Raw genomic sequence first — 21,272 nt, 5'->3', positions numbered from 1 at the left:
AGTCATGGCCAAGCAGGCCCCGCAGAGCGACCCGGCGCAGGACGCCCCCGAGGTGTCCGCGCCCCAGCACGCGGCCGCCGGTCTGCCCGCCGTCGGCCACAGCCTGCGGATGGCCGCCGAGCAGATGGGCGCCCGCCGCACCCTCGCCACCCTGCTGAAGGTCAACCAGCCGGACGGCTTCGACTGCCCCGGCTGCGCCTGGCCCGAGCCGGACAGGACGCACACCGCCGAGTTCTGCGAGAACGGCGCCAAGGCCGTCGCCGAGGAGGCCACCGAGCGCCGGATCCGGGCCGAGTTCTTCGCCGCCCATCCGGTCGCCGAGCTCGCCGAGCGGTCCGGCTACTGGCTCGGCCAGCAGGGCCGGCTCACCCAGCCGATGCTGCTCGACGAGGGCGCCACCCACTACACCCCGGTCTCCTGGGACCACGCCTTCGCGCTGATCGCCGAGGAGCTGCGCGCCCTGGACACCCCGGACGGCGCCGCGTTCTACACCTCCGGCCGCACCAGCAACGAGGCCGCCTTCGCGTACCAGCTGTTCGCCCGCCGCCTGGGCACCAACAACCTGCCGGACTGCTCCAACATGTGCCACGAGTCGTCCGGCTCGGCGCTCACCGAGACGCTCGGCGTCGGCAAGGGCAGCGTCAGCCTCAAGGACCTCTACCAGGCCGACCTGATCATCGTGGCGGGGCAGAACCCGGGCACCAACCACCCCCGCATGCTCTCCGCCCTGGAGCGCGCCAAGCGGGCCGGCGCGACCATCGTCAGCGTGAACCCGCTGCCGGAGGCGGGCCTCGAGCGGTTCAAGAACCCGCAGCACGCGCGCGGGCTGGTCGGCCACGGCACCAAGCTGACCGACCTCTTCCTGCAGATCCGCCTCGGCGGGGACCTCGCGCTGTTCCGCGCGCTCAACCGGATCATCCTGGAGCAGGACGGCGTCGACCGCGCCTTCGTCGCCGAACACTGCCACGGCTACGAGGAGTTCGAGGAGCAGGCGCTCAAGACCGACCCCACGGACGTGCTCGCCGCGACCGGCCTGCCCTGGGAGCAGATCGAGGAGCTGGGCCGCCTGGTGCTGGCCTCCGAGAAGGTCATCGTCTGCTGGGCGATGGGCCTCACCCAGCACAAGCACGCCGTGCCCACCATCCGCGAGGTGGTCAACTTCCTGCTGCTGCGCGGCAACGTCGGCCGCCCGGGCGCCGGCGTCTGCCCCGTGCGCGGGCACAGCAACGTCCAGGGCGACCGGACGATGGGCATCTTCGAGCGGCCGACAACAGCCTTCCTCGACGCGCTGGGCAAGGAGTTCACCTTCGAGCCGCCGCGCGCCCACGGCTACGACTCGGTGGACACCATCCGCGCGATGCGCGACGGCAAGGTCAAGGTGTTCTTCGCGATGGGCGGCAACTTCGTCGCGGCCACCCCGGACACCGAGGTCACCGAGGCGGCGATGCGCCGCTGCCGGCTGACCGTCCACGTCTCCACCAAGCTCAACCGCTCGCACGTGGTCACCGGCGCCCGCGCCCTGATCCTGCCCACCCTCGGCCGCACCGACCGCGACGTCACGGCGCACGGCGCCCAGTTCGTCTCCGTCGAGGACTCGATGGGCCAGGTGCACGCCTCCCGGGGCGGCCTGCGCCCGCCCGCGCCCGGGCTGCTCTCCGAGACCGCGATCGTCTGCCGCCTGGCCCGTACCGTCCTCGGGCCGCAGGACACCGTGCCGTGGGAGGACTTCGGCTCCGACTACGACACCCTGCGGGACCGGATCGCCCGGGTCGTGCCCGGTTTCGAGGACTACAACGAGAAGGTCCGCCGCCCCGGCGGCTTCACCCTCCCGCACGGCCCGCGCGACTCCCGCACCTTCCCGACCGCGACCGGCAAGGCCAACTTCACGGTCAACCCGCTGTGCGCGCCCGAGGTCCCGCCGGGCCGCCTGCTGCTGCAGACGCTGCGTTCCCACGACCAGTACAACACCACGGTCTACGGCCTCGACGACCGCTACCGCGGCATCAGGGGCGGTCGCCGGGTGGTGCTGGTGAACCCGGCCGACGCCGCCGAACTGGGCCTGGCCGAGGGCCAGTACGTGGACCTGGTGAGCGAGTGGACAGACGGCACCGAGCGCCGCGCCCCGCACTTCCGGGTCGTCCACTACCCCGTGGCCCGCGCGGGCGCCGCGGCCTACTACCCGGAGACCAACGTCCTGGTCCCGCTCGACTCCACCGCCGACATCAGCAACACCCCCACCTCCAAGGCCGTCGTCATCCGCTTCGAACCCGACTCGGGCGAGGGGCATGCGCGGACCGAGCAGAACTGACCGAGCAGAACTGACGGGGCGGAACTGACGGGGCGGGCAGCGCGAAGGCCGCCCGGCGTCCGGGGACGTCGGGCGGCCTTCGGCGTGCCGGGTCAGTGCGGCAGACCGCCCAGCGGCAGCGTCGCCGTGGCGCTGCCGGGGGCCGAGGCGCCGGTCGAGGCGGTGGTGCCGGCAGAGCCCGTGGTGGTCGGCGAGCCCGTGCCGCCCGTCGGGGTCTGGGCGGGGGTGCCCGTCGGGGTCTGAGTCGGCGTCTGGGTCGGTGTCCCGGTCGGCGTGCTGGTCGGCGTCCCGGTGGGTGTGCCCGTCGGGGTCCCGGTCGGCGTGCCCGGGTTGCCCGGGGTGGCGGTGCCGGGGTCCGAGGGCGTGCCGGAGCCGGCGGGCGTGCCGCTCGGCGTCGCCGGGGTGGCCGGCTGCTGGGCCGCCGGGCCGCCCGGGGCGGGCGTGACCTGGTTGGCCGGGCTGGGCGCGATCGGGGTGACCGAGTCCCAGCCCTTCGGCAGCTCGGGCACCTTCCAGGCGCCGCCGGCGTCGTCCGCCGCTCCGTCCGGGTCGGGCCGGACGGCCCCGAGGATCGGCATCGAGCCGATCGGCGAGACCTTGATGAACGCGCCCGGCCGCGGCGCCTGGACGATCAGCCCGCCGCCGAGGTACATCCCGACGTGCGAGGCGTCCTGGAAGTAGATCACCAGGTCACCCGGCCGCAACTGGTTCAGCGGGACGTGCTGTAGCTGCGCCCACTGCTCCTGGCTGGTGCGCGGGATCGGCTTCCCGGCGTGCAGCCAGGCCTGTGAGGTGAGGCCCGAGCAGTCGTAGGAGTCCGGGCCGGTGCCGCCCCACAGGTACGGCTTCCCGAGCTGCGCCAGCGCGAAGGCGACCGCCGCGCGCCCGGCCAGCGAGGGGGTGCGCTCCCCCTTGCCGAGGGCGCCGGAGGCGAGGAAGGCGAGCTGGGCCTCGTCGGCCTTGGCCTTCTCCAGCTGCTCCAGTTCGGACCGCTGGGCGCCGGTGAGCGAGGAGACCAGCTGCTCGACGGAGGCGAGGTCGGCCGCGACCTTGGCCTTGGCGGCGTCCTGCTGGGCGACCAGCGCCTGGGAGGCCTTGAGCGCCTCCTCGGTCTGCTTCTTCAGCCCGTCGAGCGCGTCCCGGTCGGCCTTGAGCCGGTCCAGGAACTCGGACTGCGAGCGGCTGGCGGTCGTGAGCAGTTCGGCGATGGTGACCGCCTCGTACGGGTCCTTGGAGAGCAGAAGTTCGGCGTAGGCGGAGGCGGAGCCGTTGCGGTACTGGGCGGCGGCGAGCTGGGAGGCGATGTCCGTCCCGGCGTCGACCTGCTTCTGCTGCCGGTCCAGCTTGCCCTGGAGGTCGGTGAGCGCGGCCTGCTGATCGGTGACCTTGGCCACCGCGGCGTTGTACTGCTCGGTGGCGGCCTCGGCGCTCTGGTACAGCCCGTGCAGTTGGTCGAGCAGCGGCCCGAGGGTGGCCTTGGCCTGGGCCAGCGGGTCCGCCCCGGGCGACACCGCGACGCCCGTTCCCGGATCGGGTGCGGCGTAGGCGGCCTGGGCGGCGGCCGGCAGCGCGAGTGCGGCGGCCGCGAGGACGGCTCCGCACCGCAGGGCCGCCCGCACCCAGGGGCGTACGCCCGTCGACTCCGTGCCCTGTGCGGCCCCGCCCATGGGTGGTCCTCCCCGACCTGTCCTGCCCTGTCCTGCCGTCGACCCGTGCCGGATCCCGCCGATCCTCCCACGGGTCCCTCCCCGGATACAGGGCGCACTCCGACCGGGAGGTTAATTCTCCATTTGAGGTGTGAGACAGGTCTCAGCAAACGGGGGCGAAACGGGGTTTTCTCCGCGAATGCCCAGCTCAGATCAGCCGTTGACACCCCTGGGAAAGCTGCCGGACACCCATGGGTCACCATCGGAACCACGATTCCCGGCCCAGTTCACCTTCCGTTCACTCAACCCACCTACGGTCACGGCGTCATCAACGTCCGTGCGACAACTACGACGATTGTTTGGGTATGGAACACATCTCGTTCCTGGTAGCCGTGGTGATCATCGCGGCGCTCGCCTTCGACTTCACCAACGGGTTCCACGACACCGCCAACGCGGCCGCCACCGCGATCGCGACCGGGGCCCTTCGTCCGAAGGTCGCGGTCACCATCGCGGCCCTGCTGAATTTCGCGGGTGCGTTCCTCTCCGTGAAGGTGGCCACCACCATCTCCGGCGGCATCGTCAACGAGAAGGCCGGCGTCCATCCCGAGATCATCTTCGCCGCACTGGCCGGCGCGATCCTCTGGAACCTGCTGACCTGGCTGCGCGGCCTGCCGTCCAGTTCCTCGCACGCCCTGTACGGCGGCCTGATCGGCGCCACGGTCGTCGGCGTCGGCATGAACGGCGTCAACTTCGACACCGTGATCACCAAGATCATCGTCCCGGCGGTCGCCTCTCCCCTCGTCGCCGGGCTCGCCTCCTGGGGCGCCACCAAGCTCGCGTACGCGATCACCCGCAGGGGCCGCGCCGAGACCACCGAGAAGGGCTTCAAGACCGGCCAGGTCTTCTCCTCCTCGCTGATCTCGCTCGCGCACGGCACCAACGACGCCCAGAAGACGATGGGCATCATCACCCTGACGCTGGTCTCGGTCGGCGCCCTGCCGCACGGCGCGCTGCCCCCCACCTGGGTGATCATCTCGGCCGGCGCCGCGATCGCGCTCGGCACCTACATGGGCGGCTGGCGGATCATCCGCTCGATGGGCAAGGGCCTGGCGGACATCCGCCCGCCGCAGGGCTTCGCCTCCGAGTCGGCCGCCGCGACCGTCATCCTGACCTCCTCGCACATGGGCTTCGGCCTCTCCACCACCCAGGTCTGCTCCGGCGGCATCATGGGCGCCGGCCTCGGCGGCCCGAAGGGCGAGCTGCGCTGGAGCATGGTCCGCCGCATGGTCTACACCTGGGGCCTGACCCTGCCGGCCGCCGCGCTGGTCTCCGGCGGCGCCGCCCTGCTGGCCCGGCAGGGCAGCTGGGGCGTCGCCCTGGTCGGCGCCGTGCTGGTGGCCGGTTCGGGCGCGATGTGGATGCTCTCCCGCCGCCAGCCGGTCAGCGCGGACAACGTCAACGACGTCGCCGAGGTCACCCCCGTCGAGGTCACCGCCGTCGCCCCGACGAACGCCGCCCCCACCCCCGCCTCGACCACGGTCGCGGCCTGAGCGCCGACGCCGAGGAGCACTCACCATGCACATCAAGTGGAACGCACTGGCCCAGACCGCCGGCGTCAGCTTCGGCGTCACCGTCGCCGTGGTCGCCGTCTTCGCCCTCGGCATCCTGGCGCTGTCCCGCCGCGAGGCCGCGCTGAGCGCCCGCGAGGGCGAGCCCGGCCAGGCCTCCGGCGGCGGCAGGCCCGCCCTGCTGGCCGGCGCGTACGCCTGCTTCGCGCTCTGCGCCGCCGCCGTGGTCTACGGCCTGGTGCTGATCGCCGCGCCGTAGCGGCCGTCCCGCAACGCCGAACGGGCCGGGGAGTGTTCGCCACTCCCCGGCCCGCTGCGCGTATCCCCGTCCCGACGACCGGTTGTCCCGGCCGGTCGGTTGTCCGACGTCGGCTCTCCTGACGTCAGCTCTCCCGGCGTCAGTTCTCCTGGGTGGTCTTCAGCGCGGTCTCCCGGATGAACAGCACGGTGACGAAGGACAGCGCCGCGAAGGGGGCGGCCCACAGGAAGACGGTGCCGACGCCGTGGCCGAAGGCGTCCGTCACCAGCGGGACCATCGGGGCCGGCAGCTCCGCCAGGTCCGGGATGCCGCCGCCGGCCGCCGCGTGGCCGGCCGGGACGTGCGCCGCGGCCAGGTTGGCCGCCAGGTAGTCGCCGACCTTGGTGGTCATCAGCGCGCCGAGCGCGGAGACGCCCATCGCCCCGCCCATGGTGCGGAAGAAGGTGACGACGGAGCTGGCCGCGCCGAGCTCGTGCCGGGGCACCGTGTTCTGCACCGCGAGCACCAGGTTCTGGCTGGTCAGGCCGAGGCCGACGCCGGTGATCGCCATGTAGACGGAGAGCAGCACGTAGTCGGTGTCGGCCCGGGCGGTGCCGAGCAGTGCGAAGCCGATCGCCAGCAGCGCGGTGCCGGAGACCAGGTAGGCCTTCCACTTGCCGTACTTGGTGATCAGCCGGCCGGCCACGGCGGAGGACAGCGCCAGGCCGATGATCATCGGCAGGGTCATCAGGCCGGCCATGGTCGGGGACTTGGCCCGGGCCAGCTGGAAGTACTGGCTGAGGAAGGTGGTCGCGCCGTACATGCCGACGCCGACCAGCACGCTGGCGATCGCGGCCAGGGTGACGGTGCGGTACCGGAAGAGGTCCGGCGGGATGATCGGCTCGGCGGCGCGGCGCTCGACCACGACCGCCAGGGCGCCCAGCAGCAGGCCGCCGCCGACCATGGCCGCGGTCTGCCAGGAGATCCAGGCGTAGTTCTTGCCGGCCAGCGTGATCCAGATCATCAGCAGGCTGACGGCGCCGGTGATGACCAGCGCGCCCAGGTGGTCGATCTTCACCCGGCGCTTGACCACGGGCAGCTTGAGGGTGCGCTGCACCACCAGGATCGCGGCCAGCGCGAACGGGATGCCGACGTAGAAGCACCAGCGCCAGCCCAGCCAGGAGGTGTCCACGATGACGCCGCCGATCAGCGGGCCGCCGATGGTGGCGAGGGCGAAGACCGCTCCGAAGTAGCCGCTGTAACGGCCGCGCTCGCGCGGCGGAACCATCGCCGCCAGGCAGATCTGGCCGAGCGCGACCACACCGCCGGCGCCGACGCCCTGGAGGGCGCGGCAGGCGATCAGCTCGCCGGTGTTCTGCGAGAGGCCGGCCAGCGCGGAGGTGGCGATGTAGATCAGCAGGGCGATCTGCAGCAGCAGCTTCTTGCTGGCGAGGTCGGAGAGCTTGCCCCAGATCGGGGTGGAGGCGGTCAGGGTGAGCAGGGCGGCGGTGATCACCCAGGTGTAGGCGGACTGGCCGCCGTGCAGGTCGGTGAGGATGTGCGGCAGGGCGTTGGAGACGACGGTCGACGAGAGCACGGCCACGAACAGGCCTAGCAGCAGGCCGGACAGTGCCTCCATCACCTGCCGGTGGGTCATCGGTCGGTCGTCGACGCCGCTTCGGGCTGTCGCCTCGGCTGTCACGGTCATCTGCGTCCTTCGGCGGGAGGAGGGGGTACGCGGGCGGCACAAATTCGTTGCCTTAAGCAACCATAAGCTCGATGGTTGACTAAGGCAACTTTCTTCAAGCACCGGCAAAGCCCTCCCGGCCGGGCGTGATCACTCAGCCGGCGGCTCCCCCAGCACGTCGTTGAAGCGGTGCAGCAGCTCGGCGAACCGGACCACGTCCTCCCGCGACCACCCGCCCACCACCTCGCGCACCCGCCGCAGCCGCACGTCGTACGCGGTCAGGTAGCGCCTGCGCCCGTCCTCGGTCAGCGACACCAGGGCCGCCCGGCCGTCCTGCGGGTCCGCCTCCCGGGCGACCAGGCCGAGCTCCTCCAGGGCGCGGATCTGCCGGCTCACCGTGGCCTTGCCGACCGCGAAGTGCAGTCCGACGTCCGTCACCCGCACCCGCCCGGCCTGCTCCAGGTAGCCGAGCATGCTGTACGCCGCACCCTCCAGCTCCGGGTGCACCCTGCGTGAGAGTTCCGTCACTCTGGCGCGGCCCCGCCGGAACATCAGCCCGACCTCGCGCTCCACCGCCACCAGGGCTTCTTCGTCCATCACGGCGCCAGTATCGCCCAGCCGCGACGGGCCCACGGCGGTGCGGAGGTTGAGACCAGCTCAACTACTTCATAGTATTAAGTATCCGATTTCCCCCGATACGCAAGGAGATGTGGATGACCGCCCCCGGGCAGGGTTTCGTCGCGGAACTGAAGGGCGCGGTCACACCGCGTGCGGCAATGCTGGTGATCGGCGTGCTGCTGCTGCAGCTCGGCTTCATCGCCTCGTACGTCGGAGCGCTGCACCACCCGACCCCCCACAAGCTGTCGATCGCGGTGGTCGCCCCGCCGCAGGTCGCGCCGAAGGTCGTGCAGGGCCTGGCATCGGTGCCGGACGAGGCCGTCAAGCCCGTCACCGCGCCGGACACCGAGACGGCGACCCAGCGGATCAAGGACCAGAAGATCTACGCCGCGCTGGTGGTGAACCCGAACGGCACCGAGGACACCCTGCTGGTGGGCGGCGCCCGCGGCACCTCCGCCGCCAAGGCCGCCGAGAGCGTCACCACCGCGCTGGACCAGTCCCAGGGCCGGACGGTCAAGGTCGAGGACGTCGTGCCGCTGGCCAAGGGCGACACCAACGGGCTCAGCGCCTTCTACCTGGTCATCGGCTGGTGCGTCGGCGGCTACCTGGTCGCCTCGATCCTCGGCATCAGCGCCGGCTCCAAGCCGGCCAACGTCCACCGCCTGCTGATCCGCCTCGGCGTCCTCGCGCTGTACTCGGTCGGCGCCGGCCTCGGCGGCACGATCATCGCCGGACCGGTCCTGGACGCGCTGCCCGGTTCGGTCCTGGCGCTGACCGCCATCGGCGCCCTGGTGGTGTTCACGGTCGGCGCGTTCACCATGGCGCTGCAGTGCCTGTTCGGCATCATCGGCATCGGCCTCGCGGTGCTGGTCTTCGTGGTGCTGGGCAACCCGAGCGCCGGCGGCGTCTACCCGGCGCCGATGATGCCGCCGTTCTGGCGGGCGATCGGCTCGCTGATCCCGAACGGCGCCGGCACCAGCGCCACCAAGTCCATCGCCTACTTCGGCTCCACCAACCTGGGGATGCCGATCGTGGTCCTGGTGATCTGGGCCCTGGTCGGCGTCGGCGTCGCCTTCCTGGCGGTGCTGCGCGGCCCGCGCTCCGGCAGCCGCGAGATCCTCGTGGAGACCACGCAGGCCTGAGCACCGGCTGCCCACCCGCGCCCCCGGCCGCCGACGGCCGGGGGCGCGGTCGTCCGGGTACGACGCTCCTCAGCCGCCCGTGAGCGGTCCCGGGTCGGCGACGATGGCGCGCACCACGCCGACCGCCGCGCCCAGCAGCGGCCCGCGCCGGCCGAGCTTGGAGACCGTCAGCCGCTCCTCCGCCCACGGCCGCACCGTCACCCGGGCGGCCAGCTCGCGCCGCATCGCCGGCAGCAGCCAGGGCGCCAGCCGGGCGTAGCCACCGCCCAGCACCACCTCGGCCGGGTCCAGCAGGTTGACGGCGCCGGCGGCCGCGATGCCGAGCGCCGAACCGGCCCCGGCCAGCGCGGACAGCACCGGCTCGTCCCCGGCCGTGGCGCGTTCGGCCAGCAGCGTCACCCAGTCGCCGTGCGCACCGCCCAGCCCGGCCGCCCGCAGCACCGCCGCCTCTCCCGCGTACTGCTCCAGGCAGCCGCGCGCCCCGCAGGCGCAGCGCGGCCCGTCCGGGCGCACCGGCACGTGGCCGAACTCGCCCGCGTAGCCGCGCGCGCCGCGCAGCAGCCGGCCGCCGACCACGATCGCCGCGCCGACCCCGGCCTCGGCCGAGACGTAGAGGAAGTCCTCCGGGCCGTGGTCGAGCCACCGTTCGGCCAGTCCGCCGAGGTTGGCCTCGTTGTCCGCCTGGATCGGCAGCTCGGCCAGGCCCTCTCCGGCCGCGCGCAGCGCCGGGCGCAGTTCGGGGGCGAGCGGGACGTCGTGCCAGCCGAGGTTGGCGGCCCGTTGGAGCACCCCGCTGCCGCCGACCAGCCCCGGCACGGCCAGGGTGAGTCCGGCCGGGTGCAGGCCCGACTCGATGACGGCGGAGCGCACCAGCCGGGCGAGGTCGGCCATCACGGCGGCGGGCGGGCGGCCGCGGTTGGCGACCTCCTGGCGCCGCCAGGCGCGCACCTCCCCGCGCAGGTCGACCACGCAGGCGCCCAGGTGCCGGACGCCGATCTCGGCGCCGAGGCCGCCGGGCCCGAGCGGATTCAGCCCGAGCGCGGTGCCGGGGCGCCCGACCTTGCCGCTGGGCGCGGCGGGCCCCTCCTCGACGACCAGTCCGGCGGAGATCAGCTGTTCGGCGAGGGAGGAGACGGCCGCCCTGGTCAGCCCGGTCTCGGCGGCGACCTCGGCGCGCGAGCGCGGGCCGCGGGCGATCACGTCGAGCACCAGCGCCAGGTTCGCCCGGCGCATCCCCTGCTGGCTGGCGGGTCCGGTCCGGCCGGTGTCCGGCTCCCCGCGCATCACGTTCATGCGCCCTACCTCGTGTCCTGGGGAACGTCCTGCGGCATCCCGGGTGCAGCGTAACCGGGGTTCGGCCCCGGGAGCGGGTCCGGGTGCGCCCGCTCGACGGCGTGGGTGAACACCCACCGGCGCATCGCCCAGAAGCGGAACAGCATGGCGACGAACGTCCCGACGAGCATCCCGCTGACGAAGTCGGCGATCTCCTGGGTGAGCGGGCCGACGTACGGCTCGCGCAGGTCCAGGGCGTACCGGGAGAAGGCCAGCGGCAGGTCGTTGAGGCCGACCGCCACCGCGCTGACCAGGAAGAACAGCAGGGCCTCCCGCCCGCGCCCGGCGGCGCGGAAGGCCCAGCTGCGGTTGAGCAGATAGGAGACGACGGTGGCGATCACCGTCGCCACCGTCAGCGCGACCACCGGCTTGTGCTCCAGGACGGTGAACTTGAGCTCGACGTCGATCACCACGGTGAGCGCGAAGCAGCCGGCGCCGACCAGCAGGAACTTCACCAGTCGGCGGTGCCGCACCAGGGCCGGACGCAGCCTGGCCGGCACCCGGGCCAGGACGCGCTGCGTGGGGGACGGCATCTCCGCAGTGTGGCACGTGCGGATGCCGTCGGCCCCACGAGCGCCGAACCGGCCCCGGCGGCGGGGGCTACGCGGCCGCGACCAGCACCTCGGCCGGCTCCAGGGCCAGCTTCAGCACCTCGCGCACGTCCGAGACGGGGTGGACGGTGAGCCGCTCCAGCACCTCGGCCGGGACGTCGTCCAGGTCGGCCTCGTTGCGCTTGGGGATGATCACTGTGGTGACCCCGGCCCGGTCGGCGGCGAGCAGCTTCTGCTTCACCCCGCCGATCGGCAGCACCCGGCCGGTCAGCGACACCTCGCCGGTCATCGCGACGTCGGTGCGCACCTTGCGGCCGGAGAGCAGCGAGGCCAGCGCCGTGGTCATGGTGATGCCGGCACTGGGCCCGTCCTTGGGGACGGCCCCGGCCGGGATGTGCAGGTGCACGCCGCGGTCGCGCAGCGAGGTGACCGGCAGTTCCAGCTCGGCCCCGCGCGAGCGCAGGTAGGAGAGCGCGATGTGCGCGGACTCCTTCATCACGTCGCCCAGCTGCCCGGTCAGGGTCAGCCCGGTGCCGCCGGTCTCGGCGTCCGCGAGCGAGGCCTCGATGTAGAGGACGTCGCCGCCGGCTCCGGTGACCGCCAGGCCGGTGGCCACGCCGGGCACGGCCGTGCGCCGCTCGGCGGGCTCCTGGGCGGACTCCGGCACGTGGTGCGGCCGGCCGATCAGGGCGCGCAGGTCCTGCGCGCCGATCGCGGCGGGCAGCTCGCGGTCGCCCAGCTCGGCCTGGGCGGCGACCTTGCGCAGCACCCGGGCGATCGAGCGCTCCAGGTTCCGCACGCCCGCCTCCCGGGTGTACTCCCCGGCGAGCTTGCGCAGCGCCTCCTCCGCCACGGTGACCTGCTCGCCGCCGAGGCCGGCCCGCTCCAGCTGGCGCGGGAGCAGGTGGTCGCGGGCGATGACGACCTTCTCGTCCTCGGTGTAGCCGTCGAGCCGGACCAGCTCCATCCGGTCGAGCAGCGGCTCGGGGATGGCCTCCAGCACGTTGGCGGTGGCGAGGAAGACGACGTCGGAGAGGTCGAGCTCGACCTCCAGGTAGTGGTCCCGGAAGGTGTGGTTCTGCGCCGGGTCCAGCACCTCCAGCAGGGCGGCGGCCGGGTCGCCCCGGTAGTCGGAGCCGACCTTGTCGATCTCGTCGAGCAGGACGACCGGGTTCATCGAGCCGGCCTCTTTGATCGCCCGCACCAGCCGGCCGGGCAGCGCACCGACGTAGGTGCGCCGGTGGCCGCGGATCTCGGCCTCGTCCCGGACGCCGCCGAGCGCGACCCGGACGAACCTGCGGCCCATGGCGCGGGCCACCGACTCGCCGAGCGAGGTCTTGCCGACGCCGGGCGGGCCGACCAAGGCCAGCACCGCGCCGCCCCGGCGGCCGCCGACCAGCCCGAGCCCCTGGTCCGCCCGGCGCTTGCGGACGGCCAGGTACTCGACGATCCGCTCCTTGACGTCCGCCAGACCGGCGTGGTCGGCGTCCAGCACGGCGCGGGCGGCGGCGATGTCGTACGCGTCCTCGGTGCGCTCGTTCCAGGGCAGCTCCAGGACGGTGTCCAGCCAGGTGCGGATCCATGAGCCCTCGGGCGACTGGTCGGACGCGCGCTCCAGCTTGTCGACCTCCTTGAGGGCGGCCTCGCGGACCTTCTCGGGGAGGTCGGCGGCCTCCACCCGGGCGCGGTAGTCGCCCTCCTCGTCGGCCGGGTCGCCGTTCAGCTCGGCCAGTTCCTTGCGGACGGCCTCCAGCTGGCGGCGCAGCAGGAACTCCTTCTGCTGCTTGGCCACGCCCTCCTCGACGTCCTTGCGGATGGTGTCGTTGACCTCCTCCTCGGCGAGGTGGTCGCGCAGCAGGGTCAGCGCGTACTCCAGCCGGGCGACCTGGTCGGCCTCCAGCAGCACCTTGAGCTTCTGCTCGGCGGTGACGAACGGCGCGTAGCCGATGTTGTCGGCGAGCTCGCCGACGCCCTCGATCTGGGCGACCCGGTCGACGATCTGCCAGGCGCCGCGCCTGCGCAGCCACTGGGTGGACAGCGCCTTGTACTCCTTGACCAGCTCGGCGGCCCGCCCGGCCACCGGCATGCCGGCGGAGGACTCCCGGAACGGCGTGGTCTCTACCCAGAGGGCGGCGCCGGGGCCGGTGGTGCCGGCCCCGATCCGGACCCGGCGCACGGCGCGCACCAGGGCGGCCGGGTCACCGTCGGCGAGGCGGCCGACCTGCTCCACCGTGGCCAGCGTGCCGACCGCCGCGTACGAGCCGTCCACCCGCGGCACCAGCAGGACCTGCGGCTTGCCGGAGCCGTCGGCCGCGGCGCGGGCGGCCTCGACGGCGGCGCGCACCTCGGTGTCCTTCAGGTCCAGCGGAATGACCATGCCCGGAAGCACGACCTCGTCGTCGAGCGGCAGCACGGGCAGGGTGAGCGGAGTGGACGTCGATGCCATGATCTCTCCCCAGTCAGTGAAGTTGAGTCGATGTGACTAAGGCTTCACGGGTACGGGATGTTCCCGACACCTTGTTCGCCATGAGCGAACGTCACGGGCGCGGAACGGCCAAGGGGAGGCGCCGTCAAAAAGCGCGGACGGCGGGCGACGGGAGGCGTCGTCAAGAAGGTCCGGAGAGCCGCCCGACGGCCTTGTCAAGAGGCGCCCGAGAGGACCCCCCGAAGGCGGGAGCGGCTGGTCAGCGCGCGGTGGACGGCCTCGCGCCGCCGGGCACCGCGGCGGCGGCGGGCCCGGCCGCCGGGGCCGTCGCCGAGCGGGGGCGCGACCGGGGCGGGCGCCGCTCGGCCCCGCGCAGCCAGCGCCAGAGCGCCACCCCGGCGAGCAGCGCGGCCGGGTGCCCCACGGCGGTGACCACGTCCTTCTCGGCGGCGATCTGCTGGGCGATCATCAGACCGGCGCCTCCCAGCGCGAGCAGCCGGGCGGGCCGCGGCAGCAGCCCGGCCACGGCGCCCAGACAGGCGAGCACGCCGTAGCTGACCCCGATGTCCAGGTCGCGCATCGCGCCGGGCGCCATCCGCCCGGTCTCCACCGCGGTGATCACCACGCCCTGGGAGAGCAGCGTCGCGGCGACGTGCCCGATCGCGAACACCGCCGCCGCCCGGGCCGGTCCGACCCGGCGCTCCAGCGGCGCGAGGGTGAGGGCGAAGCCCCACAGGTAGGGCATCCACACGTCCCCCGCGATCCAGAATCCGCTCAGTACGAGGGCGCGCAGGGGGTGCTGGAGCAGGTTGTGGCCGTCCGAACTGGAGACTTCCCGCAGTCGCCGGACGAGTTCCGGATCGGCCAGGCCGGCGAAGGTCGTGGTGGCGCCCACCACCGCGAGGTATCCGAGCGTGAAGGGATTACGCCGGGGCGTCGGGACCCGTTCCACCAGCCACTCGAGGACGCCGGTGCGCAGCCCGTGGCGGAGCATTCCGTACGGCGCCCGCGCGGACGCGCTCCGGTCGGCGCCCCGTCGCAGCCCAGCCATGCCGCCTCCGCTCCACGCCCGCAGCCACCGGTTCCGCCGCGCCCCGACCTACCGGCGCGGGGCCCGGATTCCTCCCGGCGGAGCGTTGTCGTGGTCACGGTACGTCGAGGTTCTGAAAGGCAGCTGGGAAAAGGCCGTGAAGACGGTTGCGGTGGTAACGATTCCGTTTACCGACATTGGTCCAGACCTTCTGTCGATTAACGCGTCAGTAGAGCCCCTGACCGGCTACTTGGCGTCAACTCGACTGCATACGTACCGTTACGCAGAGAAAAATCGCCGGGTAAGGTATCGGCCCGTGCCCACTCGTGCAGTGGGTCCGAGGGCGACCCGACGGTCGGCCCACGGGCCGGAAACGTCCGGTCCACCTGCCGGAAATCATCCGCTGTCCGTACCCTGCGAGGTGCGCGGGAGAAGCGGGCGGGACACCACCCGTCCTCCACTCTCCCGGGCGCGCGACGGGACGGCGGACCCGGCACAGTCCACGACGGAACAAGACTACGAGCGGAGCCCCGCCATCCCCACAGGTGGCCGGCCCGCAGCCCTGGGGGCGGTGGCGTGACCGTGACAGAAATTCAGCAGGACAACCACAACACCGGCGGCGCGGTGAGCAGCCAGCGCAGAGTGCTGGTGGTGGAGGACGAGCCCACGATCGCCGAGTCGATCGCGGCCCGGCTGGGCGCGGAGGGCTTCAAGGTCGCCGTGGCCCACGACGGCCCGGGCGCGGTCGACGGATTCCACACCTGGCAGCCGGACCTGGTGGTCCTGGACATCATGCTGCCCGGCTTCGACGGCCTGGAGGTGTGCCGCAGGATCCAGGCGCAGCGCCCGGTGCCGGTGCTGATGCTGACCGCGCGCGACGACGAGACGGACCTGCTGGTCGGCCTCGGCGTGGGCGCCGACGACTACATGACCAAACCGTTCTCGATGCGCGAACTGGCCGCCCGGGTCAACGTGCTGCTGCGCCGCGTCGAGCGCGCCCAGCAGGCCGCCCGCACGCCCGCGCTCGGCAGCCTGCGCTTCGGCGAGCTGGAGATCGACCACGTGCAGCGCCGGGTCCGGCTGGCCTCGGGCGACGTCCACCTGACGCCGACCGAGTTCGACCTGCTCGCCTGCCTGGCCGCCCAGCCGCGCGCGGTGCTCACCCGTGAGCAGCTGCTGGCCGAGGTGTGGGACTGGACCGACGCGTCCGGCACCCGCACCGTCGACAGCCACGTCAAGGCACTGCGGCGCAAGATCGGCGCCAGCTGGATCCGCACCGTCCACGGTGTCGGGTACGCACTGGAGGCCCCGCTCTCGTAACGGCGGGAGCTTCGGGCGACGGGCCACCGGGGGGCCCGTGTCCCGGGACCGCCGTGCCACCACGCGGGGATCACAGGGGACCAATGACCTTTCCACAGCAACGCAACGGGGACGCCGACGCCGCGCGCCCGCAGACGCTGGCCGTCCGCGCCGCCCGCCGGGTCTGGGCTGACATCCGCCCGCTCGACCCGGTCCGCTCGATCAAGGGCAAGCTCGCCCTGCTGGTGATCGTCTCCGTGTTCCTGGCCACCGGGATGGTGGTCGTGGCGATCCGGTCCGAGACGCAGATCCGGATCATCATGATCTTCTCCATGATCGCCTCGCTGCTGTTCATGCAGTTCCTCGCGCACGGGCTGACCGCCCCCCTGCGCGAGATGACGGACGCCGCCCGCGCGATGGCCTCCGGCGACTACAGCCGCCGGGTCGAGGTGAACTCGCGCGACGAGATCGGCGAGCTGGCGGCCGCCTTCAACGCCATGGCCGCCGATCTCCAGGCCGCCGACCGACACCGCCGCGAGCTGGTCGCCAACGTCTCGCACGAGCTGCGCACGCCGATCGCCGCGCTGCGCGCCGTGCTGGAGAACGTGGTGGACGGCGTCGTCCAGCCCAATCCCGCGACCCTGGGGGCCGCGCTGGAGCAGACCGAGCGGCTCGGCCGCCTGGTCACCCACCTGCTCGACCTCTCCAAGATCGACGACGGCGTGGTCGACCTGGACGCCCGCCCCTTCGAGGTGCGCGAGTTCCTGGACGGCGTGCTGCGCGGCGTCACCGTGGACGGCGCGACGGCCGGCGGGGCCTTCTCCCGGCGCGGCGACGTCCGGCTGGCCCTGGAGGTCAGCCCGGCCGGCCTCACCGCGGTGGCGGACCCGGAGCGGCTCCACCAGGTGGTCGCCAACCTGGTCGACAACGCCTGCAAGCACTCCCCGCCCGGCGGCACGGTGACGGTGCGGGCCCGGCCCGAGGACGAGGAGGGCGGCCTGCTGCTGGAGGTCCAGGACGAGGGCCCCGGCATCCCGCCGGCCGACCGCACCCGGGTGTTCGAACGGTTCAGCCGCAGCGGCACCGCCACCGCCTCCGGACCGGGCTCCGACGGCGGCACCGGCCTGGGCCTGGCCATCGCCCGCTGGGCGGTGGACCTGCACGGCGGGCGCATCGCGGTGGCCGAGTCCCCGAGCGGCTGCCGGATCGAGGTCCGGCTGCCCGCGCAGCGCTGAGCGGCCGGGCCGGCGGTCGCTGGGCGGACGGGGACATTTGTCACAGATCCGACACAGACGCATACGAAGGTCGTCGGATGATCCAACCGGGACTATGTCCGGTTTTGCCCGCATATGTTGCGCGATCGGGCGCGATCGGTTCCCCTCAGATACGGCTTTCTAACGCACTTTTTCAGCCAAATCGCAGGTCAGCACTGTGATCTGGACGACGCCTGGGGCCCGGGGACTGCGCGATCACTGGTCAGGGGCGTAGCCTTAATCCCCGCTGTCCAAACATCCCAAAAGGAAGCGGAAGAGGGCGGTTGCCGCCGTGTCGCCACAGTCCCCTGAAACCCCCAACAGCTCGGCAAGCTCCACTGGCTTCGGCCCCAATGAGTGGCTCGTCGATGAGATCTACCAGCAGTACCTCCAGGACCCGAACTCGGTAGACCGAGCCTGGTGGGACTTTTTCGCCGACTACAAGCCCGGTACCGAGGTGACCCCAGTGACCCAGGCCGCGACCCAGGCCGGCCCCACGCCGACCCCTGCCGCTGCCCCCGCGCCCGCCGCTGCTGCTCCGGCCGCACCGGCCCAGGCCGCGCCCGCCGCTCCGCTCGCCGCCGCGCCCGCCGCTCCGGCCCCCAAGGCCGCCGCTGCCGCCCCGGCCCCCGCCGCCGCCCCGACCGGCCCCGAGCTGGTCCAGCTGCGCGGCCCGGCGAAGGCCGTCGCCACCAACATGGACGCCTCCCTGGAGGTGCCGACCGCGACCTCGGTCCGCGCCGTCCCGGCGAAGCTGTTGATCGACAACCGCATCGTCATCAACAACCACCTGCAGCGCGCCCGTGGTGGCAAGGTCTCCTTCACCCACCTGATCGGCTACGCCCTGGTCCAGGCCATCAAGGCCCACCCGGGGATGAACCACAGCTACAAGGTGGAGGACGGCAAGGCCTTCCTGGTCAAGCCCGAGCACGTCAACCTGGGCCTGGCCATCGACCTGGTCAAGCCCAACGGCGACCGCCAGCTCGTCGTCGCGGCCATCAAGAAGGCCGAGACCCTCGACTTCTTCGGCTTCTGGCAGGCCTACGAGGACATCGTCCGCCGGGCCCGCGCCAACAAGCTGACCATGGACGACTTCACCGGCGTCACGGTCTCGCTGACCAACCCCGGCGGCATCGGCACCGTGCACTCCGTGCCGCGCCTGATGCAGAACCAGGGCACCATCGTCGGCGTCGGCGCCATGGAGTACCCGGCCGAGTTCCAGGGCTCCGCCCCGGAGACGCTGGCCCGCCTCGGCGTCTCCAAGATCATGACGCTGACCTCGACCTACGACCACCGCGTCATCCAGGGCGCGGCGTCCGGCGAGTTCCTGCGCGAGATCCACCGCCTGCTGCTCGGCGAGAACGGCTTCTACGACGAGATCTTCGAGTCTCTGCGGATCCCGTACGAGCCGGTCCGCTGGGCCACCGACGTCGCCACCACCCACGACGACGAGGTCAACAAGACCGCCCGCGTCATGGAGCTGATCCACGCGTACCGCGTGCGCGGCCACCTGATGGCCGACACCGACCCGCTGGAGTACAAGCAGCGCAAGCACCCCGACCTGGACGTCGTCCAGCACGGCCTCACCCTGTGGGACCTGGAGCGCGAGTTCGCGGTCGGCGGCTTCGGCGGCCAGAAGATGATGAAGCTCCGCGACATCCTCGGCCTGCTGCGCAACACCTACTGCCGCACCGTCGGCATCGAGTACATGCACATCCAGGACCCGAAGCAGCGCAAGTGGCTGCAGGACCGCCTGGAGAAGCCGTACACCAAGCCCGAGCGCGAGGAGCAGCTGCGGATCCTCCGCCGCCTCAACTCCGCCGAGGCCTTCGAGACCTTCCTGCAGACCAAGTATGTCGGGCAGAAGCGCTTCTCGCTGGAGGGCGGCGAGTCGCTCATCCCGCTGCTGGACGCCACCATCGACGCCGCCGCCGAGCACCGCCTCGACGAGGCCGTCATCGGCATGGCCCACCGCGGCCGCCTGAACGTGCTGGCCAACATCGTCGGCAAGCCGTACGGCAAGATCTTCGGCGAGTTCGAGGGCAACCTCGACCCGAAGTCGATGCACGGCTCCGGCGACGTCAAGTACCACCTGGGCGCCGAGGGCACCTTCACCGGCCTGGACGGCGAGACCATCAAGGTCTCGCTCGCCGCGAACCCCTCCCACCTGGAGGCCGTGGACCCGGTCGTCGAGGGCATCGCCCGCGCCAAGCAGGACATCCTGGACCAGGGCGGCACCACCTTCCCGGTGCTGCCGATCCAGATCCACGGTGACGCGGCCTTCGCCGGCCAGGGCGTCGTCGCGGAGACCCTGAACATGTCGCAGCTGCGCGGCTACCGCACCGGCGGCACCGTGCACGTCGTGGTGAACAACCAGGTCGGCTTCACCGCCGCCCCGGCGTCCTCGCGCTCCTCGATGTACTGCACCGACGTGGCCCGCATGATCGAGGCCCCGATCTTCCACGTGAACGGCGACGACCCGGAGGCCGTGGTCCGCATCGCGCGGCTCGCCTTCGAGTTCCGCCAGGAGTTCCACAAGGACGTGGTGATCGACCTCATCTGCTACCGCCGCCGCGGTCACAACGAGGCCGACAACCCGTCGTTCACCCAGCCGCTGATGTACGACCTGATCGACAAGAAGCGCTCGGTGCGCAAGCTGTACACCGAGGGCCTGATCGGTCGCGGCGACATCACCATGGAAGAGGCGGAGCAGGCGCTCCAGGACTTCCAGGGCCAGCTGGAGAAGGTCTTCGCCGAGGTCCGCGACGCGGCCCAGGCGCCGGCCGACGCCACCGCCGGCAAGCCGGTCGCCGACTTCCCGGTCTCCATCCAGACCGGCATCTCCCAGGAGATGGTCAAGCGGATCGCCGCCTCGCAGGTCAACCTGCCGGACTGGCTGACCGTCCACCCGCGCCTGCTGCCGCAGCTGCAGCGCCGCGCCGCCTCGGTCGAGGACAACACCATCGACTGGGCGATGGGCGAGACCCTCGCCATCGGCTCGCTGCTCATGGAGGGCCACCCGGTCCGCCTGGCCGGCCAGGACAGCCGCCGCGGCACGTTCGGCCAGCGGCACGCCGTCCTGATCGACCGCAAGACCGGCGAGGACTACACCCCGCTGCAGTACCTCACCGAGGACCAGGCCCGCTACACCGTCTACGACAGCCTGCTGTCGGAGTACGCGGCCATGGGCTTCGAGTACGGCTACTCGCTGACCCGCCCGAACGCGCTGGTGATGTGGGAGGCGCAGTTCGGCGACTTCGTCAACGGCGCGCAGACCATGGTCGACGAGTACATCGCCTCCGCCGAGCAGAAGTGGGGCCAGCATTCCGGCGTCACCCTGCTGCTGCCGCACGGCTACGAGGGCCAGGGCCCGGACCACTCGTCCGCCCGCCCGGAGCGCTTCCTCCAGCTGTGCGCCCAGAACAACATGACGGTCGCGATGCCGACCCTGCCGTCGAACTACTTCCACCTGCTGCGCTGGCAGGCGCACAACCCGCACCACAAGCCGCTGGTCGTCTTCACCCCGAAGTCGATGCTGCGTCTGAAGGCCGCGGCGAGTGCGACGGAGGAGTTCCTGTCCGGCTCGTTCCGCCCGGTCATCGGCGACTCCACCGTCGACCCGGCGCAGGTCCGCAAGGTGGTCATCACCGCCGGCAAGTTCTACTACGACCTGGAGGCCGCCCGCACCGAGCGCGGCGTCACCGACACCGCGATCGTCCGGGTCGAGCGGCTCTACCCGCTGCCGGTGGCCGAGCTCCAGGAGGAGCTGGGCCGCTACGGCGACGACGTCCAGTTCATCTGGGCGCAGGAGGAGCCGGCCAACCAGGGTGCCTGGCCGTTCATCGCGATGAACCTGGTCGACCACCTGCAGGTCGCCATCGGCCGCAGCGCCGGCGGCTCCCGCCTGCGCCGCGTCGCCCGTACCGCGGCCTCGTCCCCGGCGGTCGGCTCGGCCAAGCGGCACGCCGCCGAGCAGCAGGCGCTGATCGAGGAGGTCTTCGCGCTCTGACGCGCTGAGGCCCCGCACCGCCGATACGCCCGCGGCCCCCGTCTCCCCGACAAGGGAGCGGGGGCCGCGGGCGTTCCGCCGTACGGCCGGACGTTCCGCCGTACGGCCGGACGTTCCGCCGTGCCCCGGGCGTCGTCCAGCGCCCCGCGCCTCGTGTCGTGCCCCG

14 protein-coding genes are annotated in these 21,272 nt (G+C 72.5%); 7 read left to right on the top strand and 7 right to left on the bottom strand.

Annotated features, from left to right (window positions below):
* The first annotated feature begins 4 nt into the window (after positions 1–4).
* Positions 5–2,308, top strand: coding sequence for an FdhF/YdeP family oxidoreductase (locus ACZ4WV_RS02405; RefSeq protein WP_465741959.1), 2,304 nt, complete (start codon positions 5–7; stop codon positions 2,306–2,308).
* 92 nt (positions 2,309–2,400) lie between these two features.
* Here the strand turns inward: ACZ4WV_RS02405 and ACZ4WV_RS02400 are convergent, their stop codons facing one another.
* Positions 2,401–3,975 (bottom strand): NlpC/P60 family protein, encoded by a 1,575-nt coding sequence (locus tag ACZ4WV_RS02400; RefSeq protein WP_465741957.1) that lies wholly within the window; start codon positions 3,973–3,975, stop codon positions 2,401–2,403.
* Between the two features lie 344 nt (positions 3,976–4,319).
* Here ACZ4WV_RS02400 and ACZ4WV_RS02395 point away from each other — a divergent pair, with 344 nt between their 5' ends.
* Both ACZ4WV_RS02395 and ACZ4WV_RS02390 read left to right on the top strand, forming a co-directional pair.
* Positions 4,320–5,504 carry an inorganic phosphate transporter gene (locus ACZ4WV_RS02395; protein ID WP_465741956.1) on the top strand — a complete coding sequence of 395 codons (1,185 nt, stop codon included), beginning with the start codon at positions 4,320–4,322 and terminating at the stop codon, positions 5,502–5,504.
* A 25-nt stretch (positions 5,505–5,529) separates the two neighbouring features.
* Positions 5,530–5,781, top strand: a complete 252-nt coding sequence (locus ACZ4WV_RS02390; RefSeq protein ID WP_465741954.1) for a hypothetical protein — start codon at positions 5,530–5,532, stop codon at positions 5,779–5,781.
* Positions 5,782–5,920: 139 nt separating this feature from the next.
* Here ACZ4WV_RS02390 and ACZ4WV_RS02385 read toward each other — a convergent pair whose 3' ends face one another.
* Positions 5,921–7,417 (bottom strand): MDR family MFS transporter, encoded by a 1,497-nt coding sequence (locus tag ACZ4WV_RS02385; protein ID WP_465742170.1) that lies wholly within the window; start codon positions 7,415–7,417, stop codon positions 5,921–5,923.
* Between the two features lie 180 nt (positions 7,418–7,597).
* Complete coding sequence (locus ACZ4WV_RS02380; RefSeq protein WP_465742168.1) at positions 7,598–8,044, bottom strand: MarR family winged helix-turn-helix transcriptional regulator; 447 nt, start codon at positions 8,042–8,044, stop codon at positions 7,598–7,600.
* 116 nt (positions 8,045–8,160) lie between these two features.
* On the opposite strand from ACZ4WV_RS02380, the gene ACZ4WV_RS02375 reads away from it, so the two are divergent.
* On the top strand, positions 8,161–9,207 hold the full coding sequence (locus tag ACZ4WV_RS02375) for an ABC transporter permease (RefSeq protein ID WP_465741952.1): 1,047 nt from the start codon (positions 8,161–8,163) through the stop codon (positions 9,205–9,207).
* 69 nt (positions 9,208–9,276) lie between these two features.
* Here the strand turns inward: ACZ4WV_RS02375 and ACZ4WV_RS02370 are convergent, their stop codons facing one another.
* The 4 genes from ACZ4WV_RS02370 to ACZ4WV_RS02355 all read right to left on the bottom strand — a co-directional run bounded on the left by ACZ4WV_RS02370 (position 9,277) and on the right by ACZ4WV_RS02355 (position 14,566).
* Positions 9,277–10,500 (bottom strand): ROK family protein, encoded by a 1,224-nt coding sequence (locus ACZ4WV_RS02370; protein WP_465741951.1) that lies wholly within the window; start codon positions 10,498–10,500, stop codon positions 9,277–9,279.
* A gap of 5 nt (positions 10,501–10,505) precedes the next feature.
* Complete coding sequence (locus ACZ4WV_RS02365; RefSeq protein ID WP_465741949.1) at positions 10,506–11,072, bottom strand: GtrA family protein; 567 nt, start codon at positions 11,070–11,072, stop codon at positions 10,506–10,508.
* A gap of 67 nt (positions 11,073–11,139) precedes the next feature.
* Positions 11,140–13,536, bottom strand: a complete 2,397-nt coding sequence (gene lon, locus ACZ4WV_RS02360) for an endopeptidase La (RefSeq protein WP_465741947.1) — start codon at positions 13,534–13,536, stop codon at positions 11,140–11,142.
* 238 nt (positions 13,537–13,774) lie between these two features.
* Positions 13,775–14,566 (bottom strand): rhomboid-like protein, encoded by a 792-nt coding sequence (locus tag ACZ4WV_RS02355; protein WP_465741945.1) that lies wholly within the window; start codon positions 14,564–14,566, stop codon positions 13,775–13,777.
* A gap of 561 nt (positions 14,567–15,127) precedes the next feature.
* Here ACZ4WV_RS02355 and ACZ4WV_RS02350 point away from each other — a divergent pair.
* From ACZ4WV_RS02350 to ACZ4WV_RS02340, 3 genes are all read left to right on the top strand, one after another.
* The gene (locus ACZ4WV_RS02350; protein WP_196949490.1) at positions 15,128–15,865 is read left to right on the top strand and encodes a response regulator transcription factor; all 738 of its coding nucleotides are present in this window, start codon (positions 15,128–15,130) and stop codon (positions 15,863–15,865) included.
* 83 nt (positions 15,866–15,948) lie between these two features.
* The gene (locus ACZ4WV_RS02345; RefSeq protein ID WP_465741942.1) at positions 15,949–17,079 is read left to right on the top strand and encodes a sensor histidine kinase; all 1,131 of its coding nucleotides are present in this window, start codon (positions 15,949–15,951) and stop codon (positions 17,077–17,079) included.
* Positions 17,080–17,389: 310 nt separating this feature from the next.
* Positions 17,390–21,106, top strand: coding sequence for a multifunctional oxoglutarate decarboxylase/oxoglutarate dehydrogenase thiamine pyrophosphate-binding subunit/dihydrolipoyllysine-residue succinyltransferase subunit (locus ACZ4WV_RS02340; RefSeq protein WP_465741940.1), 3,717 nt, complete (start codon positions 17,390–17,392; stop codon positions 21,104–21,106).
* Positions 21,107–21,272: the final 166 nt, after the last annotated feature.

This window comes from Kitasatospora sp. NPDC029312 (genome assembly GCF_055569215.1).
The sequence above is the reverse complement of the archived record's forward strand: the minus strand, read 5'-3'. Positions and strand labels throughout refer to the sequence as shown.